The 25889-nt window shown below is 38.1% G+C and carries 16 protein-coding genes; 2 read left to right on the top strand and 14 right to left on the bottom strand.

Annotation, left to right across the window (positions count from 1 at the left end; all coding sequences use genetic code 11):
- Positions 1 to 158: 158 nt before the first annotated feature.
- From BLS33_RS14540 to BLS33_RS14555, 4 genes are all read right to left on the bottom strand, one after another.
- Positions 159 to 878: a 3-ketoacyl-ACP reductase gene (locus BLS33_RS14540; RefSeq protein WP_089890756.1), complete on the bottom strand. Its 720-nt coding sequence runs from the start codon at positions 876 to 878 to the stop codon at positions 159 to 161.
- A gap of 77 nt (positions 879 to 955) precedes the next feature.
- Positions 956 to 2485, bottom strand: coding sequence for a Dabb family protein (locus tag BLS33_RS14545; RefSeq protein WP_176801395.1), 1530 nt, complete (start codon positions 2483 to 2485; stop codon positions 956 to 958).
- A gap of 28 nt (positions 2486 to 2513) precedes the next feature.
- Positions 2514 to 3011, bottom strand: coding sequence for a GlcG/HbpS family heme-binding protein (locus BLS33_RS14550; protein WP_262495077.1), 498 nt, complete (start codon positions 3009 to 3011; stop codon positions 2514 to 2516).
- A 74-nt stretch (positions 3012 to 3085) separates the two neighbouring features.
- Positions 3086 to 3661, bottom strand: a complete 576-nt coding sequence (locus BLS33_RS14555) for a Crp/Fnr family transcriptional regulator (protein ID WP_089890759.1) — start codon at positions 3659 to 3661, stop codon at positions 3086 to 3088.
- Between the two features lie 578 nt (positions 3662 to 4239).
- Between BLS33_RS14555 and BLS33_RS14560 the strand changes: the two genes are divergently transcribed.
- Positions 4240 to 4824 (top strand): transglycosylase domain-containing protein, encoded by a 585-nt coding sequence (locus BLS33_RS14560; protein WP_089890761.1) that lies wholly within the window; start codon positions 4240 to 4242, stop codon positions 4822 to 4824.
- 25 nt (positions 4825 to 4849) lie between these two features.
- Here BLS33_RS14560 and BLS33_RS14565 read toward each other — a convergent pair whose 3' ends face one another.
- The 9 genes from BLS33_RS14565 to BLS33_RS14600 form a co-directional block, all read right to left on the bottom strand.
- Positions 4850 to 6328, bottom strand: coding sequence for an FG-GAP repeat domain-containing protein (locus BLS33_RS14565; protein ID WP_089890764.1), 1479 nt, complete (start codon positions 6326 to 6328; stop codon positions 4850 to 4852).
- Between the two features lie 253 nt (positions 6329 to 6581).
- Positions 6582 to 8192, bottom strand: a complete 1611-nt coding sequence (locus BLS33_RS14570) for a RagB/SusD family nutrient uptake outer membrane protein (RefSeq protein ID WP_176801396.1) — start codon at positions 8190 to 8192, stop codon at positions 6582 to 6584.
- A gap of 31 nt (positions 8193 to 8223) precedes the next feature.
- Positions 8224 to 11232, bottom strand: a complete 3009-nt coding sequence (locus BLS33_RS14575; protein ID WP_176801397.1) for a SusC/RagA family TonB-linked outer membrane protein — start codon at positions 11230 to 11232, stop codon at positions 8224 to 8226.
- Between the two features lie 592 nt (positions 11233 to 11824).
- Positions 11825 to 12820: a family 43 glycosylhydrolase gene (locus BLS33_RS14580; protein WP_089890774.1), complete on the bottom strand. Its 996-nt coding sequence runs from the start codon at positions 12818 to 12820 to the stop codon at positions 11825 to 11827.
- Positions 12821 to 12867: 47 nt separating this feature from the next.
- Positions 12868 to 14436, bottom strand: a complete 1569-nt coding sequence (locus BLS33_RS14585; RefSeq protein ID WP_089890777.1) for a sulfatase family protein — start codon at positions 14434 to 14436, stop codon at positions 12868 to 12870.
- 4 nt (positions 14437 to 14440) lie between these two features.
- Positions 14441 to 15826, bottom strand: coding sequence for a glycoside hydrolase family 28 protein (locus tag BLS33_RS14590; RefSeq protein WP_089890779.1), 1386 nt, complete (start codon positions 15824 to 15826; stop codon positions 14441 to 14443).
- Between the two features lie 79 nt (positions 15827 to 15905).
- Positions 15906 to 16142, bottom strand: a complete 237-nt coding sequence (locus BLS33_RS25190; RefSeq protein WP_245731468.1) for a hypothetical protein — start codon at positions 16140 to 16142, stop codon at positions 15906 to 15908.
- 39 nt (positions 16143 to 16181) lie between these two features.
- Entirely contained in the window at positions 16182 to 17597 is a 1416-nt protein-coding gene (locus BLS33_RS14595; RefSeq protein ID WP_245731470.1) for a sulfatase-like hydrolase/transferase, read from the bottom strand.
- 45 nt (positions 17598 to 17642) lie between these two features.
- On the bottom strand, positions 17643 to 19040 hold the full coding sequence (locus BLS33_RS14600; RefSeq protein WP_089891167.1) for a sulfatase-like hydrolase/transferase: 1398 nt from the start codon (positions 19038 to 19040) through the stop codon (positions 17643 to 17645).
- 390 nt (positions 19041 to 19430) lie between these two features.
- Here BLS33_RS14600 and BLS33_RS14605 point away from each other — a divergent pair, with 390 nt between their 5' ends.
- Entirely contained in the window at positions 19431 to 20978 is a 1548-nt protein-coding gene (locus tag BLS33_RS14605; RefSeq protein WP_089890784.1) for an alpha-L-fucosidase, read from the top strand.
- 138 nt (positions 20979 to 21116) lie between these two features.
- Here the strand turns inward: BLS33_RS14605 and BLS33_RS14610 are convergent, their stop codons facing one another.
- Complete coding sequence (locus BLS33_RS14610; RefSeq protein ID WP_089890787.1) at positions 21117 to 25358, bottom strand: hybrid sensor histidine kinase/response regulator transcription factor; 4242 nt, start codon at positions 25356 to 25358, stop codon at positions 21117 to 21119.
- Between the last annotated feature and the right edge of the window lie 531 nt (positions 25359 to 25889).

Consider the following 25889-nt stretch of genomic DNA (forward strand, 5'->3'; position numbering starts at 1 on the left):
TGCAGCTCCAACACTTATAGAATTAGTAAAATACAGGTAGTTATTATAATTGCTAAATGTAGCTGCCCATTTAATTGCACCTCTTTTTATCACTGTATACTGCCATCTGGCCTTCTGTATTAAATTTTATTGTTTTTTCAGAAGGTTTTCATTTTGATTTATGGGTTAGTAGACCATAAAGAGGCACTTTTAAGCATTGCTCTTCTTGGTAGCTTTAAGCCGGTAACAATTAATTCTGCAAAATCTTCTGGCTGAAGAACACTATCCTGAGAATCTTTATTTGCAATACCCAATTCAATAGTCATCTCAGATTCTATGGTACTTGGCGTTAAAGTAATTACTCTTATATTGTTTTTACGAACTTCCTTCATTAAAGATTCGGACATGCCGATAACAGCGAATTTTGATGCGGAATAGGCAGATACATTCGCATTTCCATTTAAACCTGCTGTTGAAGAAATATTAATAATATCCCCTTCATTCTTAGCGATTAGAAGAGGTAAAACTTCTTTAGTTACATGATACATGCCCATAACGTTGGTCTGGATAATTTGGGTCCATTGGCTTACTTCCATTTCATTAAACGAACCAATGGCCGCAATTCCTGCATTATTGACCAAAATATCTACAGTCCCTAAAGTGTCTATAATATTTTTAATACTGCTTTTTACCGCTTCATAATTACCAACATCGAATACCGAATAGATTGCCTTAACGCCAAAGGTTTCTAATTCAGAAACGGTTTCTTTTAATACTTTTTCATTTCTGCCCGTTATAGCAATATCAATACCTTCTTTAGCAAATGCTAGGGCAGTTGCTTTCCCTAATCCTCTACCGCCGCCGGTTATGATTGCCTTTTTGTTTTGTAAACTTTTCATTTCCTATCTTTTGGAATACGTTTATATTCAAATTCTCGCTGCTGTTGGGTGTAAAATGAATTGACTGTTTTTTAGAATCAATTATCTTCTGTCCAATAATCCATTACCAAAACATCACCTATTATGGGGGCTATTTTATTTATTAAGGCTATGTGTGCCTCATGAAATAAATAAATTTCTCGGGCATTGTCGTCATTGAAGGTTAAGGTAAAAGTATGGGTTAAACCTTTGCTGGCCCCTTCTTTACTATCGTTAACTCCCCATTCTATATGCTCAATTTCGGGAATTTCGTTTTTAAGATTCTCAAAAGCTTTTACGGCTTCGTCAATTTGTACTTCGGTAGCTTCTTCTTTATATTTTAGGTTTACGATATGCCTTAAAACCTTTTTGCTTCTATCAATTTTAGGGGAAACCTTGTAGGTTGCTACCTTTTTTAAATCGAATCTATTTGAGCCAGCTATGAGTAAGTTGGCATCCTCTATTTGAACAGCTCTTAAACCGTAATAAATGGAGAATCCGGTATCTAAATAGTTCAGGGGAGTAAGCGTTCCGTTTTCGTCCAATTTGACAAGTTGAATGCTGGCATCGTCTCTGGTACCAACTGCCAATACTGCTTCATTGTCTTTTACGGAAACAATTTCAATTCTTGTTTGCCCTTGTAACTTGGTCTTTTCATCATCCTTTAAAACGAAATGCGGTACTAAAGCTCCCTTTCTATTTATTTTAAAAACACTTACGCCATCTCCATGATAAACAAAGTCCGGATTTTTAATGAAACCACTTTCTTGATTGTAATATTTATGATGTCTGTGACCAACTATGACATAATAATTGTCTCTTAATTTCACTCCGGTTACAGGGTAGGCTCCTGTTAAATACCTATCTGTGACATTATCACCTATATTGTTTATATTTTTAAACGAACCGTTTTCATACACTCTAAAACTACTTACACCATTGTCTTGAAAGCCTCCGGTATATAAAAATGTTTTTCCTTTAATTTTATGGGTAAACATGCCAATGATTCCATCCGTATATATTTTTTCATCATCTTTCATGGATTGCATATGAATTAGCTTTCCATCAGACTGAATTTTAAAACTACTTAACCCAGGTGTTTCTTCCAAGCCTCCAATAAAGAGATAGGATCCCTGTTGCATATGAACAACCTGCAGGGTTATGGCAATACCAAGGTGGGTTTCATCGGTATCCATGGTTAAGGAAACCTGTTCCAACGTTCCATTATCCAAAATCTTAAATGTTTCAATGGCGTTACCGTACTTATTTGCTACAAATAAAAAGTCTGTACCATTGATACGATCAGCGACCATTCCTCTAGCAGGTCCTTCTTTTTTATATAGTTCTTGGGTACCTATGGGGGTTAGCTTGCCTTCTTTGTTCAAGCTGAATATATCTATTCCTCCGAAGCCTCCTGCATATACGTACTGAGAACTATTTTTTTCATAACTCGTAATCGTTACCGTATTATTGGCTGAGACACTTTTAAAATCCTGCAAATATGGCATTAAATCATCTGTGGTCTGCGACCAACACATTTGTGATAAAAGCACGGCGACGAAAACAATGGATATTTTTATGCTATTCATAATTTTAGCTTTATATGAATTTAAATGGTTATTCTATGATGGCATTTGATCCTACAGTAGCAATCTCATGGTCTTGATCAATAGTTCCACCGCTGACACCAATAGCTCCAATGATTTTTCCTTCTTTATTTTTTATTGGAACACCGCCGGGAAACGTCATAAGTCCGTCGTTGGAAAGTTCAATATTATAAATAATACCCCCAGGTTGGGTAAGCCTTCCTAAATCGCCTGTATTTATATCAAAATAACGTGATGTTTTTGCTTTTTTAATCGCCACGTCTATGCTTCCCAGGAAAGAATCGTCCATACGTATAAAAGCCTTTAAATTCGCTCCGGCATCAACGACTGCAATATTTACCAAGACATCTAGTTTCTCAGCTTTTTCCTTAGCCGCCAACATTGCTTTTAACGCATATTCATGTGAAATGTCAGTTGCGCTTTGTGCAAAAAGAGCGCCTGTATTTGTTAGAATTAGTAGAATTAAGGATGTAATACTCTTTGATAATAGAACTTTATTTTTCATCATTATTTACATATTTCGTTATGCAAATATCTTGAATGAAGTTGGCAAAAGAGTTGAACTTGTTCAACTCGGGTAAATTATTTTTCGCTTTTTTTGATTTTACTTAAAAACTCGTGACTAATGCCAAGATAGCCCGCTATTTGTTTGTCGGTAAGTTTAGATGTGATGCCCGGGTAGGTTTCGATAAAATGAAAATAGCGTTCTTTTGCCGTAAAACGATGATTGCGAACGAGCCGTCTTTGCCACGACACCAGGCCCTTTTGAAATATTATGCGGAAAAGTTTTTCGACCACGGGCATCGAATCGTAAAGCGCGAGTTTATCGCGTCTACTAATTAAAAGAACTTCACTATCTTCTATCGCTTGTATATTTAGGCCAGAGGGAACTTGATTCATAAAACTATCAATATCCATTAACCACCAATCCTTTGCTGCAAAATATAAGGTGTTCTCATTTCCTTTTTTATCCAAAGTAAAAACTCTAAAACAGCCATCTATAACAAAACCTTCCAATTTACAAACACTTCCTTGTGTTAATAAAAATTCCTTTTTCTTTAAGCTAGCAGGTTTAAAGTAGGAGCAAATAAGTTCTAAATCTGCAGTAGAAAGATTTATATGTTTCTGTATGTTTTGTTTTAGTATATCGTACGACATTGTTTTTAAGATTTTATAATCAAACAACCCAATCCAATTTTTTTAACGGGAAAGCCCAATTACATAAAAAATTTCGTTTTGCGCCAATTTTATTGCTGTTTTCTTAATGCCATCCACTGGGCTACCAGAATCACATATCGTGCGATGTTTACGTAGCAACAGTAACAGAAAATCAAAAAACGTATCAATACCCGTTCAACAAAGATTTCCAAAATTTATTTGAAAGATAATACAAATGATTTCAAGTGTATGACAAATGGTTTTAGACTTTTTTATAATATCATATCGAATACGAAAGGAAAAAGCGCAAAATTAAATTCGGGATCAACGATAAGGATGTAACGTTAAAGAAAGGTTATGCAGATTTAATTGAATAAGTTGGATGATCAATAGATTTTATGATTTTAATCCGTATTCGATATCACTGGAAAATAAGATGCAAGTGACCAATACCTATTGTTTTTGAAAGTCATGAAGTATATACATACTGGTAAAATAAAAATCATTAATTTGTGACTAATAGTAGACGAGAAACTTCATTATCCAATGAAGTGAAGTGCTAATTTTTGTTATTTAAAATGAATTATAAAAAAGGGGTTTTAAAAGCTATAATTTGGATTTTTATCATTGGTGTTGCCGTTTCTTTTTTTGGTTATTATTATTTAAAAAATACCTGGGACGATTTTGTAACGGAAAAGGAGTTGACTGAATTTGTGACAAAAGTAAAGTTCGCGAAAGAATTGCCTGATCGATTTTATCAATTGTACGAAAAGGAAAATCCGAATATATTATCATATGGTTTAAATCGGCAGATTTTTAGCGGTTTGTTTTCTAGTGATTTCATGAAAAGTCCAAGTCTTTTGGCCGCTATGATTTCAGATATAAGTCGCAAAGACACAGACAGCACAAAAATATCGAACCGTAAGGCTTATACTTTAGCGTGGAAATTAGAAGAAGAAACAACTCAGAAGGAATGTCTAAATTGGGTTTTAGAGAACTATAAGTTCGATTTATATATTCATGGTATCAATGAGGTAGCCAATTTTTATTTCAAGAAAGAGGTATCGGAATTAAGTGATAGGGAATTAAATGATATAATAGCTTTAATGAAAAAACCGAGTATTGTTAGTGTTCCTGATAGAACTGATGAGGGTATGCGCTAAAAGTTGAACTCATCTCTTAGTGCCATCAATTATTTAATGTATTCTCCAATTTCACCCAAGAAACATTTTTTCTCTCTGATATATCTGATTCTTTCGGTCCTACGTTTAAATTAAAAGAACCTATAAATACATCCAAATCACCATCTTTGTCATAATCGGAGACATCTATGGTTTGCCATCTGAAATCAGGAAGTCCGTCAATGTATTTTGGTTCGAATCTCAAACCTCCTTCATTTAGGAGTAACTGAACACTTTTGAAATTCGGATTTGAGAAGTCGCCAAAATTAGAAATCGCTAAAATATCGGTGTCACCATCCAAATCAAAATCGTCTGCTTCAATTTTACTGACTCCGTGAAAGGGGTAAAAGTAATCTTCGGAGAATTCTTTATTTCCATTATTCAACAAAACTCGAACCCCGTGAAAATTTTTAAGAACTGTTGATAAATCAGAATTATCACCATTTCCAATAATAATATCGGTAAGACCATCGCCGTTCATATCTTTTAACTGAAAATCTACCGACCCGAAAGCCGGTTGAAATTGGATGGCCTTTTTACCAATAAAAGTGTCATTTTTATAATCCCATATCATTATCGACTCATGTTCTTGTGCAAATAAGACTACAATTTCATTCGCTTCATCGGCATCCATATTTTTTACTTCGACCTTAATCGCGCCCGACAAAGGATGAATTACCCTCTTCTTGTAGGTGCCGTTCCTTAGATTTTCAAATAAACTAAAGTCTCCAATATTGTTACCATAGTTGCATACGAATACATCATCGTAGCCATCTAAATTTATATCATAAATTAAAAAATCTACTGGCCTTATTAATCCTTCTATAACATTATCCCCGATTTTCAGCTTTCCTTTGGGTTCATCTGAGGGATTCAGGCTTCCGATCATCAACATATAATTCAAAGAATCTTTCGTTACAATCTTAACTGGGGCACTTTCAAGCAGATCTGAATTAAGAATAGCCCCATTGGTGTCTAATGTTAATAATGTTGAACTACTGGCATTTCCTAAAAATAAATTTCCTGTTTTTTCATCATACGAGGTCATGGTTATTAAAGGCAAGGAATCAAGCAGAAAAACATGAGGTTTGAAAAGCGCACTAACTTTTTGGTGTTGAATAGTGTCTATGGGTATTTTATGCACAGATTCATTCAAATAGTAATGAACTATCTTATCCCATTCTTCTTGTGGCATTGTTGGATTGAGATCCTTATGAGAATCGGGATCCCCATAGGTATATATAGGTCCATGTGACATTCCCATTCTATATCCCATATTAGGCAATACTTTTTCACCCCATACCTTTCTAGGTAATATTGAGGGGTCTGGATACATATGGCAGGAAGCGCAATTGGTTTTGGCGGATTTTTCCCACTCCGCATGTTTCTTTTCTTTAGCACAACCAGTGAAGAACAATATAGCGGCAATTCCTGATACAATTTGGGAGATGAGAATACCTTTTTTGAGTTTACCTGTGTTGCGCATTTAAAAGTATTGATTGAAGTCAAGGTAGTATATATTTTTAAATAATGCGCTTGTTTTTAGTTTTTGTAGGGTGACGAGAGTTTAGACTTTTATTCTAAAATATGGTATAGAAGCGATAGCCCCGATACAAAAGCACGATTAACTATTCATATAAATTCTAACACATTTACAAATTTGTATAAATAGCAAAACGGCAAGATTTATTTCAAACCTTACCGTTATGCTTTAACTAACTCGAAAACAACTTAAAATCTTAATTCGCCAAATTCGGATTTTTTTCTATTTCCTGTAATGGTATGGGTGCATAATAATTGTCGGTACCCAAAGACCCCAAAATAGGGTTTTGAGCTGTGGTCAAGGGTTTTGGGGTACCCACACCGTTTTCGTCGTATGAAGTACCTATTGAAACCTGTGGATTTCTATTGCCCAAGGCCGCTTCAACTTGTTCTTTGCGTACCAAGTCGTTCCAACGGATAAATTCGCCAGCAAATTCCCATTTTCTTTCTGTAAAGGCCAAATCTTGAATGGCACCGTCGCTGGCCGTTAAGTCACTTGCATCTGGCGTATTAATGTCAATGCCTTCAGCTCTTCGATGCACCATGTTCAAAGCATTCCAGGCATCAGCACCCGCAGACCCAGTTTCTCCCGATGCTTCGGCATAGATTAACAATACCTCGGCATACCTCATAAAAAGATCGCTTCTCAACGTCTGAAACTGATTCCAATCACCATCGGCCAGATCGCCTACAATTTTTCTAAAAATAGGACTTTGTTGATCTTTAAATTCTTCCCAAGGAATTAGTTTGTCTGGAGTTCCCGCAGTAATTGTTCCACCCGCATCAACCGGAATTTCATCATAATAGGTTGCCGTTTTTCTGACTCCTTCCGGCATATCTTCAAAAAAGCGAATTTCCGCAAATGTTTCCTGCCAACCGGCAAAATCTGTAGGCAACCCTAATTTTCCCATTTTACGATTGGTAAGGTTGCCAGCAGAATTACTATAGGCAATAGTGAACACGCCTTCTTGGTTTAACCTTCCTTCCAACGACCATAATTTGGCCAAGTCGGGTTCAAGTCCAAAACCATGGGCGGCAGCATTGTCAATAACCATTTTAGCGCTTGATACTGCTTGCGCATATTTACTGGCATCTTTTAAGGGGAAACCTGCCCAATCCATATACAACCGTGCTAAAAATGCCCTGGCTGTTCCACTGCTAGGAGTTGTAGAGCCCGCAAATGCACTTTTAATCGGCAATCTTGATTCGGCTTCCAAAAGGTCACGTTCTATTTGTTCAAAAACCTCCAATTGGGAAGCCAAGGCTGGTTGTTGAAATGGATCAACTTCCAAAACCAATGGGATTCTACCATGAATACGCATTAAATGATTGAACATAATAGCCCGTAAAAAATACGTTTCTCCAATTAACCTTTCTTGTTTTGTAGGATCGGGATCGGACAGTGTTTGCCCCTCAACACTTTGCAAAACGGTATTTGCTGCACGAATCATCTCATAAACACCATTCCAATTGGTTAACGTTCTTGAATTTTCAGGTGTTACGAATCGTTGGTCATATTCCCTGAAATCAGCTTTGTTACTAGCAACATGGGTTGTGATATCATCGCCTGACCACCCGTTTACATAAAAGGTAGACATCCATGCGGCCTTATTTAGCTTGCCATAGATACCGGTAACCCCCAACTCTAATTGTGGCATGGAACTGTAAGTCACAACTTGCGACTGGGAGGCAGCAGGGTTTTCATCAAGGTCAAACTGCTCACAGCCATTGAAACTTAATGCTAAAGCTATAAGGCCGAAGACTCCTAAAAGCTTTTTAAATGATTTATAAATATTTATTGTTTTCATATTTTCGATGTATTTTTCTATTAGCATTTTTTTAGAATCCAACTTTTAAGCCCAATGTATATGTTCTTGGGTTAGGATAAGCTCCAACGTTAATACCAGGAGCAACGTCTGCATTTCCTTGAGCCGTTCTTCTAGACGATAACTCTGGGTCGTAACCACTATAATCAGTTATCAAGAAAAGGTTTTGCCCACCGGCATATAGCTTAAGTGAGGTATTTGGGAGTCCAGCAAAGTCTTTAAACGTATATCCTATATTGAGGTTGCTCAATCTAACGAAATCTCCTTTTTCAATATATCTTGAAGAGTTGAACAACTGTACGGTGGCCGGGATATCGGTTTCGTTGCTCGGAGTCCACTGATTTATCTGGTCTGCCGCCATAAAACTTCTAGAGTCTCCAGCACCGCCTGTGATACCGGCTTGCATTAGGTTGTAAATGTCAAAACCGTGCGAACCGTTCAAGAAAATGTTGATGTCCCAGTTTTTGAAAGAAAGGGTATTGTTGAACCCCCAAGTTAACGTAGGAGTGCCATTGCCAATGGCACCAAAAACAATCTCGCCATCTGCATCGCGGAGGTATTTGGCGTCACCTGGTTTTTTGCCAAAAGCTTCTGCTGCTGTAGCTTCTGAGCTTTTCCAGGTTCCTAAAAATGTGGCCCCATTTAACTGTCCCAAGGGTTGACCGAGTTGAATAATGTTTACTACCCTCGCTTGGCCTCCCGGTGCTTGAAACTGGCCATCAATTTGTTCAAGACCATCAAACAATTGGGTTACTTCGTTTTTAACGTGTGATAAGGCTAAATTCGAATTCCAATTAAAGTTTTCATTTTGAATAATATCGTAACCCAAGGCAACATCGATACCAAAATTTTCAACTTCACCAATATTTTTATTCACATTCCCACCACCATTGGTACCCGATACAGGTACATTTAATAGTAAATCCGTAGTCCTTTTTTTGTAACCATCAACACTAAAGCTACCTCTACCCTCATTAAACCCCAAATCTATACCGACGTTAGTTTGGCTTGTAGTTTCCCATGTTAGGTCAACATTGGCAAAACTGGTTATGAACGTACCTGGAGACGGTGACCCTCCGCTATATGCATAAATATTACTACCTAAATTGGCAAAGGTTCCGTAATTGTCAACACCTTGGTTACCTACTTGACCCCAACCTGCTCTCAATTTTAGGCTGTTAAAATAACCCGAACTTTTGGAAGGATTTATAATGCTGTAGCCTGCTGCAATAGAGGGAAAGAATCCCCATTTTTTACCGGGCCTGAAAACAGATGTACCATCGTAACGCCCGGTAGCAGTAACGGATAAATTATCATTAAGCACATACTCCGCACGCAACATAAAGGAAGACAGCTCTCTTTCACCAAAATTATTGCCGATGGAAAAGCCAGAAGCTGTTTCGGCAAAATAGAAGCCGTTAGGCAACAATAAGTTATCGGCATTATAGCTATTAAAGACGTTTTTTGAATTCTGATATTCCTGAACACCCGTTAATTTTATATCATGAGTGTCATTAAAAAGTTTTTGCCAGGTAAATATGTTACTTATTTGATATGATGTAAACTTATTGGTATTAAAATTTGCATCTGGGGTGTCATCGGCACCTTCCACAGCATATCTTTGAACATTGTAATTGTTGATTTGGGTACCGGCGACCATGGTATAACTAAAATTGTCGGTAATTTGATAACTAGCGTTCAGGGTAGCGCTTAATCTTTCGTCAACATCGCTGGCTTGCGTTTCATTTAAGGTCAAAACCGGATTCAAGTTTAAGGAAGCAATGCCTTTTATTGAGCGTCTATTATAATTTCCGTCAGCATCATATACTGGCGTTGTAGGATCCCAAGTATTGGCTTTATACATTAAACTTCCTTGGCCGTTGCCCAAAGCCTCGAAGTTATTATATTTCTCACCTCGACTACCATATATATTAAGACCAACTTTAAATTTGTCACTAATTTGAGCGTCAATATTGGATCGAAGTGACAATTGTTGATATCCGGTATTGATAACGATACCTTCTTCATCCCTATAATTACCAGATAAGAAATAGCGAATCTTACCTTCAGATCCACTTGCAGAAATCTGTAAATTTTTGCTAAAACCAGTTCGTAGAATCTCATCTTGATAATTGGTTCCGCCATTGGCATCGAGCGCAGCGATCTCAGCATCGGTAAACGTCGGGTTTTGTCCGATACTTAATTTTCTTATATTTTCAATTCTAGCAAAATCTCCAACATTATCGGCCAAAGTTGGCAGTAAATCAGGGACTTGGGACACAGAGGTGAAAAAATCGACACTAATTTTTCCCTTTCCAGAACCTTTTTTAGTTGATACCAGTATGACACCATTAGAACCTCGGACCCCATAAATGGCTGTCGCCGAAGCATCTTTCAAAACATCCATCGAGGCGATGTCGTTCGGATTAAGTGTGCTAAGGTCTCCTCCTAATACACCGTCAATAACGACCAAAGGGTCATTACTTCCGGTAATGGAGTTAACACCTCGAATACGTACTTTGATGCCCGCACCGGGAGCTCCATTTGCCTTTGCTACGGTAACACCAGCAGCCCTACCTTGTAAAGCTTCGTCAACTCGAGTTAAAGGTTGATTTTCAAAAGATTCGGAAGAAACACGTGAAACGGCACCGGTGACATCTTTTTTCTTCGATGTACCATACCCGATGACCACTACTTCATCTAATTGACTGGCATCTTCAGCGAGCTTAACATTTATTGTAGTTTGGTTGCCCACGGTAACACTCTGTGTTGCATAACCAACGTAGGAAATAACAATAACATCTTCGGGAGATGCCTCAATACTGAAATTACCATCAAAATCGGTTTGCGTACCGGAGGTAGTACCCTTGATCAGAATATTTGCACCCGCGACAGGGCCTAGGTCATCAGAAACTGATCCCGTAATCGTTTGTTGGGCATAACTCTGTTGGAAGCCCAATAACGCTAGAAAAAGCCCCGCAAAGAAGCATTTTCTTGAAAGATTAAAAAGTTGTTTTTTCATAATCATTTGAAGTTTAGTTAAAATTGAGTTCGATAGTTTAGTTAATTTTTGGCTGTTTTGAGTTTGGTCGGTTGTGGTGTTTTTATACCTTTGATTATTGTTTAGAAAGTCAAGATTAGGCTACTCAAGTTTTAATTGTTGTTGTTTTAAATTCTCCTAAAAACGAGTTAAACAAAGATTCTTAATATATGCTTAATAGATTGCCACAAATGGTCTGATTTGCATAACAAATGGTTTTTGAATCATTATTATGGAAAATGTGAAGACACAAAGTGGAAATCGTCATAAGATTTTTATAATAAGCGTTTTAAGGATAATTTAATAAAACAAAGAAACGCTACATCAGTATATCTCGATTTACAGAAATTACCTCTTGATTACACTATTTTACCTTATTTGGCATAATCGTCCGCCTAGAAATTTATATCGCTGTATTTGAGAGTAGATATGATGATGTTAGTTGCCGCTAACTGGGTTATACCCCTAAAATCGAGAGATTTAAGATAAATGAGCAAAAAAATAGCGGGACATTATGTCTCGCTATTTTTTTAATGTAGCATGGGGTAGGCTATTTGTTTTATCGCTAGTGAATTTACTTTTTTTCTTCCCACTCAAGCTTATCGATACTTACCCCTCTATAGGGCCATTCCACGCTCGAAATGTACCATTGTCCATCTTCTCCTTGAAAAATTTCAGGGGCATGTGAATTTAGAACGGTAATTTCCTTTTCATTGTCAACCCCAAAATCGGACAGGTCATCTGAGTTATATACGTAGGCTTTATGGGTATAGGCTCCTTGAATATCTGTGCCATCCCAATCATCTTCCCATGCACATACAAACAGATAGAAGGTGTTCTTATAAAAAATCATTGAAGGTGATTCTGGATCGAACGTATTGGTTTTAAGAATTGTTTGGGGGTTACTCCAGTGAATCAAATCTTTCGATGTAACCATCCGTACACTTTTAATGGAACAGTAGGTAAGGTAATAGGTGCCTTTGTGAAAGAGTACATTTGGATCGCGCGCTCCGTCAGGATCTGAAAAGAGTTCTCCTTTGGGTTCCCAGTCGTACAAATTGGTGGAGACGGCTAACCGAATAGGACTATGACCGTAAACCATTTGAAAAAGTCCATTTTTTCTAATAATATACGGTGCGTGATTTGCAGGTATCTCGCCAGGGCGGTCTTTAGGTGCAAGTATTTTGGGCAAATCATTGTAGTGATGTTTTTTGACCGTTTCTTTAAAATTGGTTGCAGCCGATACCGCATGAAAAGAGGCATATTCACCTTCGTGAATACCCTTGCTTAGCGGGTTGGTTTCTACAAGCGGGTGCGTGATACCGAAAATATGCCATTTGCCGTCATCGCCCTTTACAAATGTATGGTCGTTAGATACCCATTCATCATACCATTTCCCCTCTTTTAGATTGGGTGTTTCCGGACCAAAAAAATAGTCGCCATCAGGTTTGTAGATTCTAACATACTCATTGGACTGTTTAGGTATATATCTTCTTTCTTGGGCCGTCGCAATAGTAGCGCTTAGAAATATAAATAGTAATCCGAAGAATATGTATTTGTGTGTTTTCATAAACTACTTTTTTAATTTTAACTGGTCGTTATAGGTTATGTGGATGCTCAATAGTAATCCCAAAATCCATATTTCTCACCTTCTATATTTTCCTTAGTGTCACCTAGTTCGGCAGCCTTTTCCTTCATCTCCTCACGCATTTTTTTGACCTGTTCAGCATATTCAGGAAAGAATGATAGGTCATATACTTCCCAAGGGTCACTTTTAATATTGAAAAGTTGGGTAACCCGTGAACCCTTTACGGTCTCACCTAAACTTTTATCATAGTTGTTGGCGCGTACATACTCAATTAGCTTATAATCGCCTTTTCTGTAAGCTCTTTGAAATTGTTTGTAAGCGTGATAGGTATAATCGCGAACATTCGTTTTTTCCATATTGATTACAGGTACCAAACTTTTGCCTGTAACGGAACTGGGGGTATTAATACCAATAAAATCACATATTGTAGGGAAGATATCAAAATTGTAGACTAGGGCATCTCTTTTGCTTCCTTTGTCTTTTATAAGGTTTCCTGAAAAAACAAAAGGAATATGCACTCCGTCTTCATCATAGATATTCTGTTTTCCCATCAGACCATGATTGCCGACGGCCAAACCGCTATCCCCTGCAAAAACAATCAAAGTGTTTTCATAAGCACCACTCTCTTTCAATGAAGCGATTACTTTTCCTATCTGATCATCTAAATGTGTAATGATGGCATAATAATCGGATAATTGTTGTTTGGCTACTTCGGGTGTTCTAGGCCAAACGGCCAGTTCTTCATCCCTTATAAACATATCACCGTTGTCAAAAGGGTGCTGCGCCATATAAGACGGCGGTAATACGATATCTTCAACAGGGTACATGTCTTTATATTTTTGTGGTGCCTGTCTCGGGTCGTGCGGTGCGTGAAATGCCAAATACATAAAGAAAGGAGCTTTCTTTCTATAGCCCTTAATATATTCGGAAGCACTTTCTGCATAGATTTCAGAAGTATGCGGACCATTTTTCTCTGTGCCTGATGGTCCTCTTTTGTCATTTTTGGTCACTGGCCTGCGTATTACTTTTCCGTTCGCATCGAAGACCAACAAATAACCGTCTTCTCGTTTATAGTCACCGTCGTTTTTCCAATCCCACATTGGCATACGAAAATGGTCTACCAAGTAAATTCCCCTAGACATGAGTCTGTCTCCTGAATCGAAAGAACGTGCCAAGGCTGCATTGTCTTGATGCCATTTTCCAACAATGTGGGTCTTGTAATCGTTCGCTTGTAGAACTTCGCCTATGGTTTTTTGTTCTGGAGGAATACTGTGCCCTTGCCCTTGAAGTTCAAATACGTTTCTTCCGGTCAATAACATGGCCCTACTGGGTACACAGGTGGCTCCTGAAAAAGCGCCCATTAAATACGCATTGGTAAATGATACTCCATCGGCGACCAAGGCATCCATATGAGGCGTTTGAACTTGCATGCCGCCTAAGGCATGTACCCCTGAAAACCGGTGATCGTCGGTGTAGATTAATATTACATTGGGGCTGTTCTGTTTTTTTAATTTAATTTTTTGTGCCCTGACGGGAAGGATCAAAGACAAACCAAAAATGATTAGAATGTATATGGAAAGGCGATTTCTAATATTCATAATATTATTTAGGTTGAATTGTATGGGTATCAACTAAGACCTGAGGATCTCTTTTGTCATTTCCTGTTATGGTGAATACTACCTTATTACTTTGCAGGCTATCGATATGTCGACCATAAAGGCCATAAGCCGGAAGCACCTTAAAAAAACTAAACTCGGGATATCGAGTTTCATCTTCCTCAACTCGGACCATGGTATGTTCTTCTTTTCCTCCACCGGGTAATTCCAATTCAATATTCTCTAACACTATATTACCGATTTTATGGTTGGGAGTGCCGCTTATCAATATACCTGAAGGCGGATTCACTCTCGAACTATCTAAAACTCTAGTGCCGCCTTTCACATTCTTGATAAATACATTGGTAATCGTGCCTACATCTTGTTTGTTCGCATCTCGGTAGGTGCGTAGGCGTTCGCCGAGGCGTATAAAAATAGGCATGTCGACCCTATCCATCTGAATACCATCTACTGTGATATCATGGATATTGGCGCCATCGACACTTAAAATTTTGATTCCACCACCTTTGGTGTCATAAATGTAGCAGTTTTTGATGTTTATATTGTACATGTCGCCCATAGATTCGGTGCCGAATTTAATGGAACCCCAATCACTTTTGAGCTTGCAATCGCTAACTTGTATATTATAGGTTGGTTTTGGGCTCGTTGTTTTAAGACAAATTGCATCATCACCCGTATTGATATCACAATTTCTGATAACTGCGTCATAGCTCGAGTCTAAATCGATACCATCATTATTTTTATGGGCATGACTATAAATGGTAACATTCTCTACTAAAATGTCGTTCGATTCGAAAAAATGGCAGGTCCATGCCGCTGGCTGACGCAAGTGAACATCTTGCACTTTTATCTGTGAAGAATTCACGAACCGCAACAGAAAGGGCCTATTGGTTCCAAAACCTTTGGTGTCGATAATGTTCAGTTCCTTAATTTTTGCCTTGATGTTCTTGTTCAGAAAAGCTTCACCATTGCCATCGATAGTGCCTTTTCCTGTGACGGATATGTGTGCAGCATTTTTTGCACCTATGAGACAATTGCCTCGTTCTTGGCCTGTTGCATCGGTAAACGTATCGATACTTTGATAATCCAACGGATTCGAACTACCTATTAATTTAGCATCTTCGGCAATATGCAAGTTTACATTGTCTTTTAGCAAAAGTGTACCCGAAACATAGTTTCCGTTTTCAAGAGTTACCGTACCACCACCCTCGGTATGGCAGTCATCAATGGCATTTTGAATGGCAACCGTATTTATCACTTTTCCGTCGCCAATCGCACCATAATCTGAAACATGATAGGTGTGGGTGTTCTTGTGACATCCTATGAGTACAAGGCATAATAAGACATTATAGAAATAAAGAGTCTTAGGCATTTTATTTGGATAATTTAATTTGTAGCAATTGCAATATGGTGGGCGTTTTCTTTAAAAGACATTTTTTTTGCATTATAAATTATTTGGGATCAATGATCATTCCACGTTCCGATTCGCTATCTGAAGTATAGCGTAAAACTTGGGGGGCATCTGAACCACGAGCATTTTTTATTTCCTTTTTCCAAACAGTTCTCATCTTTTCAAGCATTTGTGTATTGGTATCACCCATAGCCAGATTAGTCGTTTCTTCAGGGTCATTTTTTAAATCGAAAAGTTCTTCATAAACAGCTGGTTCACCTTGCAAGGGTCCTTCCACAAAATCGCGATAAACTGCAATATCGGGGTCATGTACTTTTTACAGCATGCTGGAACTATTGATTCCCATTGCTTTCGCTGTTTCTATTTTTTTACGGGCAGAAAAGTTTTCGTTTTTGTAGTACCGAATATATTTCCACTCTTTATTTTGTACCGCTTCGCATCTAGGATTTCCGAATTGCGTCGACCATAAATTTTCAGTAAAGAGAAAGGAGCGCACAGAAGTTTTAGTGCCGGAAAGTATTCCTGTTAAATCCTTGCCTTGGTAGCTTGCAGGTATGTCTACCCCTGCGATAGTCATCATGGTTGGTGCAATATCGATACTTTGCACCAACGCATCGGAAGTTTTTCCACGATTGTATTTTTTTGATTTTGGATCAAAAATAATCAATGGTACATGGGTAGTAACCTCATAACAAAATGCTTTGCCCCCAAGTCCGAACTGCCCCATGAAAATTCCATGGTCCGAAGTAAATACAATGATTGTATTCTTGTCTAACTTCTCCTTTTTTAGGGTTTCACGCAATTCTCCCATCAAACGGTCGATTCCTGTCATGGCCTCCATTTGTCTTATATAGCGTTCGCGATGGCCTTCAGTGGTATCTACATAATCATAGCCTACTTGTCTATCTTCGGCATGATGAATTTCAACAGGAAGCTTAGGAGTTTTAATGTCTTTTCTGGCAATGTAATTTTTGGGTAGGGGAATATTCTTGTCACGATACAGGGTTTTATAGATCTCATCGTCTGAATCACGCATTTGCATCGAACCGGTTCCTGCCCCATGCGGGAGATTGAAACAGACCGAAAGCATAAAGGGTTTATCCATAGGTCGATGATCGATAAATTTTAAGGCGCCGCTTAATTTCTGTTCGTTCGATAAAAAATCTTGAATTCCTTCACCTACAACTTCTACTTGAGTATCTGATTTGGCATCTTTAAAGATTTGATGGCGATCTTTGGGGTAGAAACCTAAATGGCCATGACCGGCATACCAATAATCAAAACTTTTTTCCATTACTCCGCTGTCGTAACCACCCTTGCCTACAGGAACATGATTTTTACCTATCCAACCAGTAAAATAGCCATTTTCGCGCATGACCATAGGGTAGGTGTTCGCCCAGCCTTCTTCTGACAAACTGGTGCCAGAATTAAAATTGACACCATGTTTTCGTTCAAATTGGCTCGTGAGAATACTTGCCCTACTTGGTGTACAGATGGCACTGGTAATATGGGCGTTGGTAAAAAGCACCCCATCATTGGCAAGTTCGTCTAGATTGGGAGTCTGTACAATTTTATTGCCCGTGCATCCCATTAGGCCGTATTGTTGATCATCTGTAAGGATGAAAATGAAATTAGGGCGATCTTGGCCCACAATTTGACCGGATGATGCCGGGTAAACAACTAGCAACATAAGCGAAGCCATGAAAGATTTTAATTTCGAATACTTTTTCATTTTAGAGCTTAATTGATAGTATATCGTTATCTCAATTTTTGAATTTTATTCTCCCGTAGGTCCCGTTGCCTTTTTTCGAAGTGATTCAAAAGCTTTTTCTTCTTTGATGACATTTTTACGGTGAGGGTCGAACCAACCCGGTACTAGGTTCTTTGAGTCCCATTCTTTATATGCCACTTCTAATTTGGTGATTAGCTCTGGGTGCTTCTCGGCAACATCATTTCTCTCCCAAGGATCTGTCTCCAAATCAAAGAGTAAGGTTTTATTTTTATAAGCACTCTTATAAAGTTTGAAATCACCTATTCTAACCGCATACTCAAAACCACCAACGGAGCGCCAAAATAATTTATCATGCGGATTTGAAGTTTTCCCTTCTAAAATATAGGGCAGAAGGGAGGTGCCGTCTAATTGTGTTTCATTTTTGAGTTGACCTCCGGCAGCTTCTAGAAACGTGGGAAATAGATCTAAAGAACTAATTGGTTTTTTATAGTGCTGACCCTTTTTCACCTTCTTGGGCCACGTGATAAAGAAAGGTACTTTGATACCCCCCTCGAACAACATTCCCTTATGACCTCGGTACGGTCTATTGTCGGCATGTTGTGTGCGGCCACCATTATCGCTTAGAAATACCAAAATCGTATTCTCTTTCATTCCATTAGCGGCCAAAGTAGAATCTATTCTACCGACACCAGCGTCTACAGCATTCACCATTGCCGCATAAATACTTCGACCGCCATATTCTATGTGTTTGGTGTGTTCGAGATATTGTTCGGTCGCATGATCTGGTGCATGCGGTGCATTATATGCCAAATACATAAAAAAGGGCTTCTCATTGTTTTTAGTTATGAAATCGATTGCCTCATCAGTAAAATCATCAGTAAGGTATTGCAATTCATGCTGTGGAACAGGTTTGCCATTGCGAACAATTGTTTTTAAAGGACCGTCGGGTTTCCCCCAATAGTTCATTCCGCCGCCCACAAAACCGAACCAGTGGTCAAAGCCTTGGTGAATAGGATGTAAGCTTGGGTGATCACCCAAGTGCCATTTACCGATCGCACTGGTGCGGTATCCTTGCTCTTTTAGTGCTTCCGGAATCATTTTTTCGGAAAGTGGCGTGCCCACGCTAGCATTATTCTCGGCATCATACGGCATATTACAATCGTGACCGAAACGGGCTTGATATCGCCCTGTCAACAAACCAGCTCGAGACGGACTACAATACGGATGCGATACATAACCATTATCGAAAATAATACCTTCAGAGGCCAATTTGTCCAGATTTGGAGTAGGTATATCGGTTGCTCCGTTAAAGCCTACGTCGGCCCAACCCTGATCGTCTGTAAGCACTACGATGATGTTGGGTTTTTTATGTTCTGCCGGATTCTGAGCGCTGATTCCAGAAAGAAAAACAAGAAAAACTATTATAGAAGTTAATGATTTCATGTTTTCTGTATTTATTCTTTTGATTGTTTTACCAATAGGTTCCAGAGTCATATGGCTATAAATGTAACGAATACATACATTTTATAGCGTTTTTTAAATCATGTATGGTGCTAATTTGATCATATGTGATAGTGAAAATGTTTTAATTGAGAATAGTAGCAAAAAAGGCAAGTCTCGAATTGCTGAAATAGAATCTATGCACTTTGAGAAACTTAAGAGGGATTTTGGAAGTCAGATTAAAAAAAATCAGTTTTAAAGGATTGGCTAATAGACGAATAACCATCTGTTGCAGTATTTAAGACATCTGTAGCTCTGGTTTATCCGTTAAAAGGGGAATTTAGCGGGGAAGTAAATCGTTATTTCGAAAACACTAATCATCAAATTGACATTATGGGCGGGAAATACTCACTTCTGATACTTATGGGGCTTTTATTTTTAGGGGCATGCAAGACAGAAAAGAAAACAGAACATAGCGCAAACGCCGTTACAGATTCGATTCCGAAATTTCAACCGAATTGGGAATCCATCAAGAAAAATTACAAAGACCCGAAGTGGTTTAGCGACGATAAATTCGGAATCTTTATTCACTGGGGCGCCTATTCTGTACCTGCTTTCGGATCGGAATGGTACCCACGACAAATGTACATGGATACCGCAACATTTTCGGCCCAATTAAAATTAGGCAAAACAGGGCCAAATGATACTTATTTGCATCATAAAAAAACTTGGGGCGATCAAAAGGAGTTCGGGTATAAAGATTTTATTCCCATGTTCAAGGCCGAAAAATTTGATGCGAAAGAGTGGATTGACCTTTTCAAAAAATCAGGGGCCAAGTATGTAGTTCCAGTGGCTGATCACCATGACGGATTTGCTATGTACAAATCACATACCACTCGTTGGAACGCATTTGACATGGGGCCAAAAAGGGATGTTTTGGGAGAACTCTTTGAGGAAGGTCGAAAGCAAGGTCTCAAAATGGGCGCTTCTTCCCATTTTGCTTTTAATTGGTCGTTTTATAATAAAAAGGATAAGTTCGATACGGTCGATCCAGAGTATGCAGATTTGTATTCGAGCAAGGGCAAGAACCTTACAGAACCGGTATCTGAAAAATTCAAACAGCGTTGGTGGGAAAGAACGACCGATTTAATCGATACTTATCAGCCAGATATTTTATACTTCGATTTTTATGTGGATATCGATGATTTTGCCGATTTGCGTCCAAAATTGGCCGCTTACTATTATAATAAGGGTATAGAGTGGGGCAAGGAAGTACTGATTAATGACAAAAATTTTGATCATGAGGCCTTCCCTGAAGGAACCGTAATCTACGATTTGGAACGTGGTAAACTTCCTGGTATTAGAAAGTTGCCCTGGCAGACCGATACTTCAATAGGTAAAAATTCATGGTCTTATGTTACCAATTGGGATTCAAAAACGGCTAATCAATTAATCGATGATTTGGTCGATATAGTTTCTAAAAATGGAAACCTATTGTTGAATGTTGGTCCAAAAGCTGATGGTACTATTCCTGATGATCAAAAGAAAATCTTGTTGCAGATTGGAGATTGGCTTGCTGTAAACGGAGATGCCATCTACGATACCAGGTATTGGAAAACGTTCGGAGAAGGACCTACAGAGGTTAAAAAAGGACATCATTCCGAAGGTCAGAACAAAGAGTTTACCGGTCAGGATATTCGCTTTACACAAAAAGGAAATAGATTGTTTGCAACCATGTTGGCATGGCCAGAAAATGGCGAAATCAATATAAAATCATTGGGAAGCCTTGGTGAATATACCAAAGATTTGAAAATTAAGGGAGTACGTCTTTTAGGAAGTGATGCAAAAGTAAGTTTTGAACAAGCTGAACAAGGGCTTTTAGTTAAGAATTTAGGAGAAAAGACGGGTGAATTTGCACACGTTCTGGAGATTGCGTTATAGCAAAATCTAGAGTCGAAGAATGTTAGTTGAGTTTTTTTAGCGTATCAATACTTATTGGTACGCTTTTTTGTTTGTGGGTTAAAAACGTACAACCATCCATAGTTCAGAATTTAGTATGGGTAGTATTCGATTTGGGCTTTAAAGGTTTGCGGTTTTATTGTCACCTTTTATTCCACGGACATATTCACTGGGAACTACACCGAATTGTTTTTTAAAACACTTCGAAAAATAGGAAGCCGTACTAAATCCGGTCCGGAACATGATTTCCTTAACCGATAAATCACTACTGTCTAAAAATTGTATCGCTCTTTTTAAACGAATGTTACGTATGAATTCACTGGAAGAAAGCCCCGTTAGTTCTTTGAATTTCAGGTAGAGGTTACTACGGCTATACCCCATTTCCCTTACCAGCATTTCTACATTGAAATCGGTATTCATCATATGTTTCTCAACAACTTCGACCGCATTCTGCAAAAATTTCTCATCGAGGGAGGTTACAGTGATTTCTTTGGGCTGTAAGGTCACCTCTTGTTTAAAACGTTTCCGTAATTCTTCACGATGTTTTAAAATGTTTGTAAGTTTTAGCTCAAGTAGTTCTACGTTAAAGGGCTTTCGAATGTAAGCATCGGCACCGTATTTAAGCCCTTCAATTTCACTTTCTTGTGAAGACTTAGCGGTTAACATGACCAAGGGAATATGGCTAGTCGTCTTCGTAGTTTTTAAGACTTCACAAAATTCAATACCGTCCATGATGGGCATGATAAGGTCTGTGATAATCAAATTGGGAGTGACCCGTTTGGCAACTTCCAATCCCTTTTTACCGTTCTCGGCTTCAAAAATGGTGTATTGCTCACTCAACGCCTGTTTGATGAACATAAGAATGTCGGGATTATCATCGACAATAAGCAATACTGGCAATTTCGGTCTTGATTTCGAAAGATTTAAATCTTCAAGCTCGTCATTGATTCCGATTGCAAAAGATTCCGTTTCCGACGAACGCACCAAGAAATCGTTGTCGAAAACTTCTTTACAACTAATCTCGGGTATACTTTCATACGCTGCCTTAGACATGGGTAGTTGTACTATAAAATTAGCACCTAATCCTTTCTTACTCGATACTTGTATTGAACCTTGGTGTAATTCTATAAGGCTTTTGGTAAATGCGAGTCCGATTCCGACTCCTTCGGCGTTTATCTTCTTCTTGGTTTTTTCAACATAGAACTTTTCGAAAATGGTATTCAATTTGCTGCTCTTTATTCCAGTTCCTGAGTCTTTAACTTCAATCAACACAAACGCTCCGCCGTTTTCACTGTCGTTCTGTTTTGATATATTAATGGTAATTTTTCCAAATTCGGGAGTGAACTTAAATGCGTTCGACAATAGGTTATTGGTGATTTTTTCTAGGGCGTCGTGGTCGAACCAAGTGCGTATAAAATCTTCGGATGAATTTACTGTAAAATCTATCGATTTCTTATGAGCTAAAAACTGGAAAGGTTCGGCTACCTCTTTTATAAAAGCGACAATATTTGTATGTCGCACGACCAGGCGCATTTTCCCCTGATTTATTTTTCTAAAATCCAATAATTGGTTTACTAATTTTAGCAGATTATTGGTGTTCTTCTGCATTAGTACATACTGTTCTTGAACTACTCGTTCTGTGATTTTCCCGCTATTTTTCTGAAGGTATTCCAAAGGGGCTTTGATCAAGGTAAGCGGTGTTCTGAATTCATGGGAGATATTAGTGAAAAATTCCAATTTAACACGCTGTAGTTCATCTTGTTTTTCTTTTTCAAGATATTCCATCTCCAATTGATGTTTCTTGCTGGCACTAATGATCGTATATTTCCAAAACCCGGCCAAGATACCCAAGAACAAGAGTGTGTAAACTATATAGGCGGCATTGGTTTTCCAAAATGGCGGTACAACCGTAATCTCAATTTTGGAGGGTGTTTGATCCCACAAACCATCATTATTTGAAGATTTTACCTTCAGCGTATACTCACCTGGGGCTATATTGGTATAAGTGGCGAAGCGGTTGTTCGAAGGTGCCTGTACCCAATTGTCGTCAAAACCTTCCAACTTATAGGCAAACCGATTTTTTATAGGTGCAGCATAATGCAAGGAGACAAATTCAAACGAAAAGCTATTCTCATTATGTTTCAAGCGTATTTGATCTGTTTTTTCTATCGATCTTTTTAATACTGTCCTACCATTTATTTTTTCTCCTGTTGCTATGGGTTTATTTTGAATCGAAAAATTGGTGATGACCGTTTCGGAAGCTTGTGAATTATCTTTGATGTCTTTTGGAAAAAAAGCATTAAAACCATTCACGCCTCCAAAAAGCATTTCGCCATTATTACGCTTGAGGCATGCTAGTTCTTGAAACTCATTACTCTGAAGGCCGTCATTTACATTGTAATTTTTAAAGGTTTTTTGAATCGGGTCGAACTTTGAAAGTCCTTTATTGGTCGATAGCCACAAATGGCCATTGTCATCTTCAAGAATTCCCTTTATAACATTGTTTGGTAGTCCGTCAAGTTCTTTGTAGGCTATGAATTTATCTTTTTGTCCATCTTTGCCAGGAACGAAACGGTTTAACCCCCCACCAAAAGTGCCGATCCAGATATCTCCGTTAGTACTCTCATAAAGTGATAGAATATAATTGTGGCTTATGCTGCTGCTGTCTTGTACGGTATTTCTAAAATTTCTAAAATTTGGTTGATCGGCCATAGTCTGATTGGCCGATATTAGACTGAGACCATTTCCGGTAGCGATCCATAGGTTTCCTTGGCGATCTTCGAGCACATTTCGAATGATATTATCGGAAATACTTGTAGAATCCAAGGTATTATTGGTGAAATTACTTTTTAAAAAACTGCCGAGCTTTCCGTTTGGTGTCCATCGGTGAAGGCCTCCGCCGTAGGTGCCGATCCAAAGAGTTTTATTGTGATCTTCCAATAATGAGAAAACAGAATGTTTAAAGTTTTGAAAAGGAACTATGTTTCGCTTGGTTACACCATTCGGGCGAGAAATATCAATTTTATATAGTCCTAATGAGCCTTCACCACCCACGAGTAATGTTTTACGTGGCATGCTACTTACCTCGGTTATGGCAAAGGTATTTTTGATTACATCAAAACTCTTAAAATTGCTGTACTTGGCATTGCCTCTTTTTTGAAGCATATTAAAGCCTCCTCCTTCTGTGCCGATCCAAATCGTACCATTGCTATCTTCGTAAATCGATCTTATTTTATCATAACTAAGGCTATTCGTGTCTGACGTTTTTCGAATATGCTTGAATTGTTTTCTTAAGGGATCTAATTTATTGATGCCACCTCCGTTAGTACCTATCCAAAGAATCCCTGCTTTGTCTAGAAAAAGAGATTTAATAACATTTTTTGTTAAACTCCCCGGATTCTTCGGGTCATATTTAAATTGGTCATCATAAATAAGAAGACCATCATCTTTTTGGCACTTGAACTGTACCAATCCATCATTGGTGGCTCCCCATAAATTACCATCTTGATCTATCTGGAGATCATTATAATACCCCTCATGTATTTTTAGGATTGATGTAGATTTTTCATTTTCACGCAACATAAATAGGCCATCAGTTGTGCCTATCAAAAGTTGGCCATCTGCATTCTGCGCAATACTTGTCACGCCAACTTCTGGCAGACCTATTGCCTCGTTGATATGCAGTAAGAAATAATCGCCTTTACTATCTCTGGTAAGCTTGAACAATCCGGTAGGGCCACCTACCCATATTTGACCTATGGAATCTTCACATATGGCACTGACCATATTGAAATTGACATTTAAAACGGGCTCACTGCTTTCCAAATTCAAACGTAAGAAACCTATTCTGTCGCTTGATTTTTTCAAGTCGGTCATGTTGAGACCTTTTCTCGTACCTACCCACAATCTCTTTTTACTGTCTAGAAAAACTTTGATGATATGGTCATTGCTCAGACTTTCGGGATCTTCATAATTGTTTTTGAATTGGGTAAAGGTTTCGGTTGATCTATCGAAGTAATTTAATCCGCTACCCGTGGTGCCGATCCAAAGATTTCCATCCGAATCTCCGGCAATATCAAAAACAAGATTGCTGCTGATACTGTTTGTATCACCTATTTCTGGTTTATGTACGGTGAATTCGTAACCGTTATATTTGTTGAGTCCGTCATGGGTTCCAAACCACATAAAACCCAGATTATCTTGAAAAATACAATTGACATCACTTTGTGAAAGACCTTCATTCGTCGTGAAGTGGTCGAAAAAAACAGAAGTCTGCCCATAACTTGGGCCGGCACATACGAAGAGCAGTATGCCGAGTACAACCCGCTGCAATTGAAAAGTAAATTTTATAGAAATGCACATTTTACAGAACGGATTACATTTGAAACCTAAAGTTATCGATAATCTTCAAAACTAAGGACAAGACAATATTGTTTAGATAGATTAAAGGTCATGAGAATTTTTAAGACCAATAGCTTCATATGTTCAGATTCGTAGCATATATGGTTTTAACTTTTTTATTTAGACTTTCAAAACTTCTATTTTGTTAGGTAATGCTCCGTCAATTCAGAAATTTATTTGTTAGTATCCAATTGTGATAAATCTTTTAGGGTTTTAAATCTAGCATTACTACAGGTGAATTGGCACGAAATGACGCATAAACAATGAAGTTAACTTGTGTGCCTGTAATTATGTGTTAGCCCTATGAAAATAAGATATGAATTGTTTTCTAGGATGAATTAAATTCTAATAGATTTTTTTAATCGGCATTATTTTAACACAAAAGGCGCCTAATGGGTATTATTTGGCGTATAATTTTTTATATATTTATAAATGAGGAACTGGCTCCTATAACATCTATACTTCAATAGGTGGGATGATGCTTTTTACAAA

Source organism: Kriegella aquimaris (assembly GCF_900103215.1).
GTDB lineage: Bacteria > Bacteroidota > Bacteroidia > Flavobacteriales > Flavobacteriaceae > Kriegella > Kriegella aquimaris.

Bases quoted from the DNA above. Each gene is read 5' to 3' on its own strand.
- BLS33_RS14540 (WP_089890756.1), bottom strand. From the start codon at position 878: ATGAAAAGTTTACAAAACAAAAAGGCAATCATAACCGGCGGCGGTAGA.
- BLS33_RS14545 (WP_176801395.1), bottom strand. From the start codon at position 2,485: ATGAATAGCATAAAAATATCCATTGTTTTCGTCGCCGTGCTTTTATCA.
- BLS33_RS14550 (WP_262495077.1), bottom strand. From the start codon at position 3,011: ATGATGAAAAATAAAGTTCTATTATCAAAGAGTATTACATCCTTAATT.
- BLS33_RS14555 (WP_089890759.1), bottom strand. From the start codon at position 3,661: ATGTCGTACGATATACTAAAACAAAACATACAGAAACATATAAATCTT.
- BLS33_RS14560 (WP_089890761.1), top strand. From the start codon at position 4,240: ATGAATTATAAAAAAGGGGTTTTAAAAGCTATAATTTGGATTTTTATC.
- BLS33_RS14565 (WP_089890764.1), bottom strand. From the start codon at position 6,328: ATGCGCAACACAGGTAAACTCAAAAAAGGTATTCTCATCTCCCAAATT.
- BLS33_RS14570 (WP_176801396.1), bottom strand. From the start codon at position 8,192: ATGAAAACAATAAATATTTATAAATCATTTAAAAAGCTTTTAGGAGTC.
- BLS33_RS14575 (WP_176801397.1), bottom strand. From the start codon at position 11,232: ATGAAAAAACAACTTTTTAATCTTTCAAGAAAATGCTTCTTTGCGGGG.
- BLS33_RS14580 (WP_089890774.1), bottom strand. From the start codon at position 12,820: ATGAAAACACACAAATACATATTCTTCGGATTACTATTTATATTTCTA.
- BLS33_RS14585 (WP_089890777.1), bottom strand. From the start codon at position 14,436: ATGAATATTAGAAATCGCCTTTCCATATACATTCTAATCATTTTTGGT.
- BLS33_RS14590 (WP_089890779.1), bottom strand. From the start codon at position 15,826: ATGCCTAAGACTCTTTATTTCTATAATGTCTTATTATGCCTTGTACTC.
- BLS33_RS14595 (WP_245731470.1), bottom strand. From the start codon at position 17,597: ATGAAAAAGTATTCGAAATTAAAATCTTTCATGGCTTCGCTTATGTTG.
- BLS33_RS14600 (WP_089891167.1), bottom strand. From the start codon at position 19,040: ATGAAATCATTAACTTCTATAATAGTTTTTCTTGTTTTTCTTTCTGGA.
- BLS33_RS14605 (WP_089890784.1), top strand. From the start codon at position 19,431: ATGGGCGGGAAATACTCACTTCTGATACTTATGGGGCTTTTATTTTTA.
- BLS33_RS14610 (WP_089890787.1), bottom strand. From the start codon at position 25,358: ATGTGCATTTCTATAAAATTTACTTTTCAATTGCAGCGGGTTGTACTC.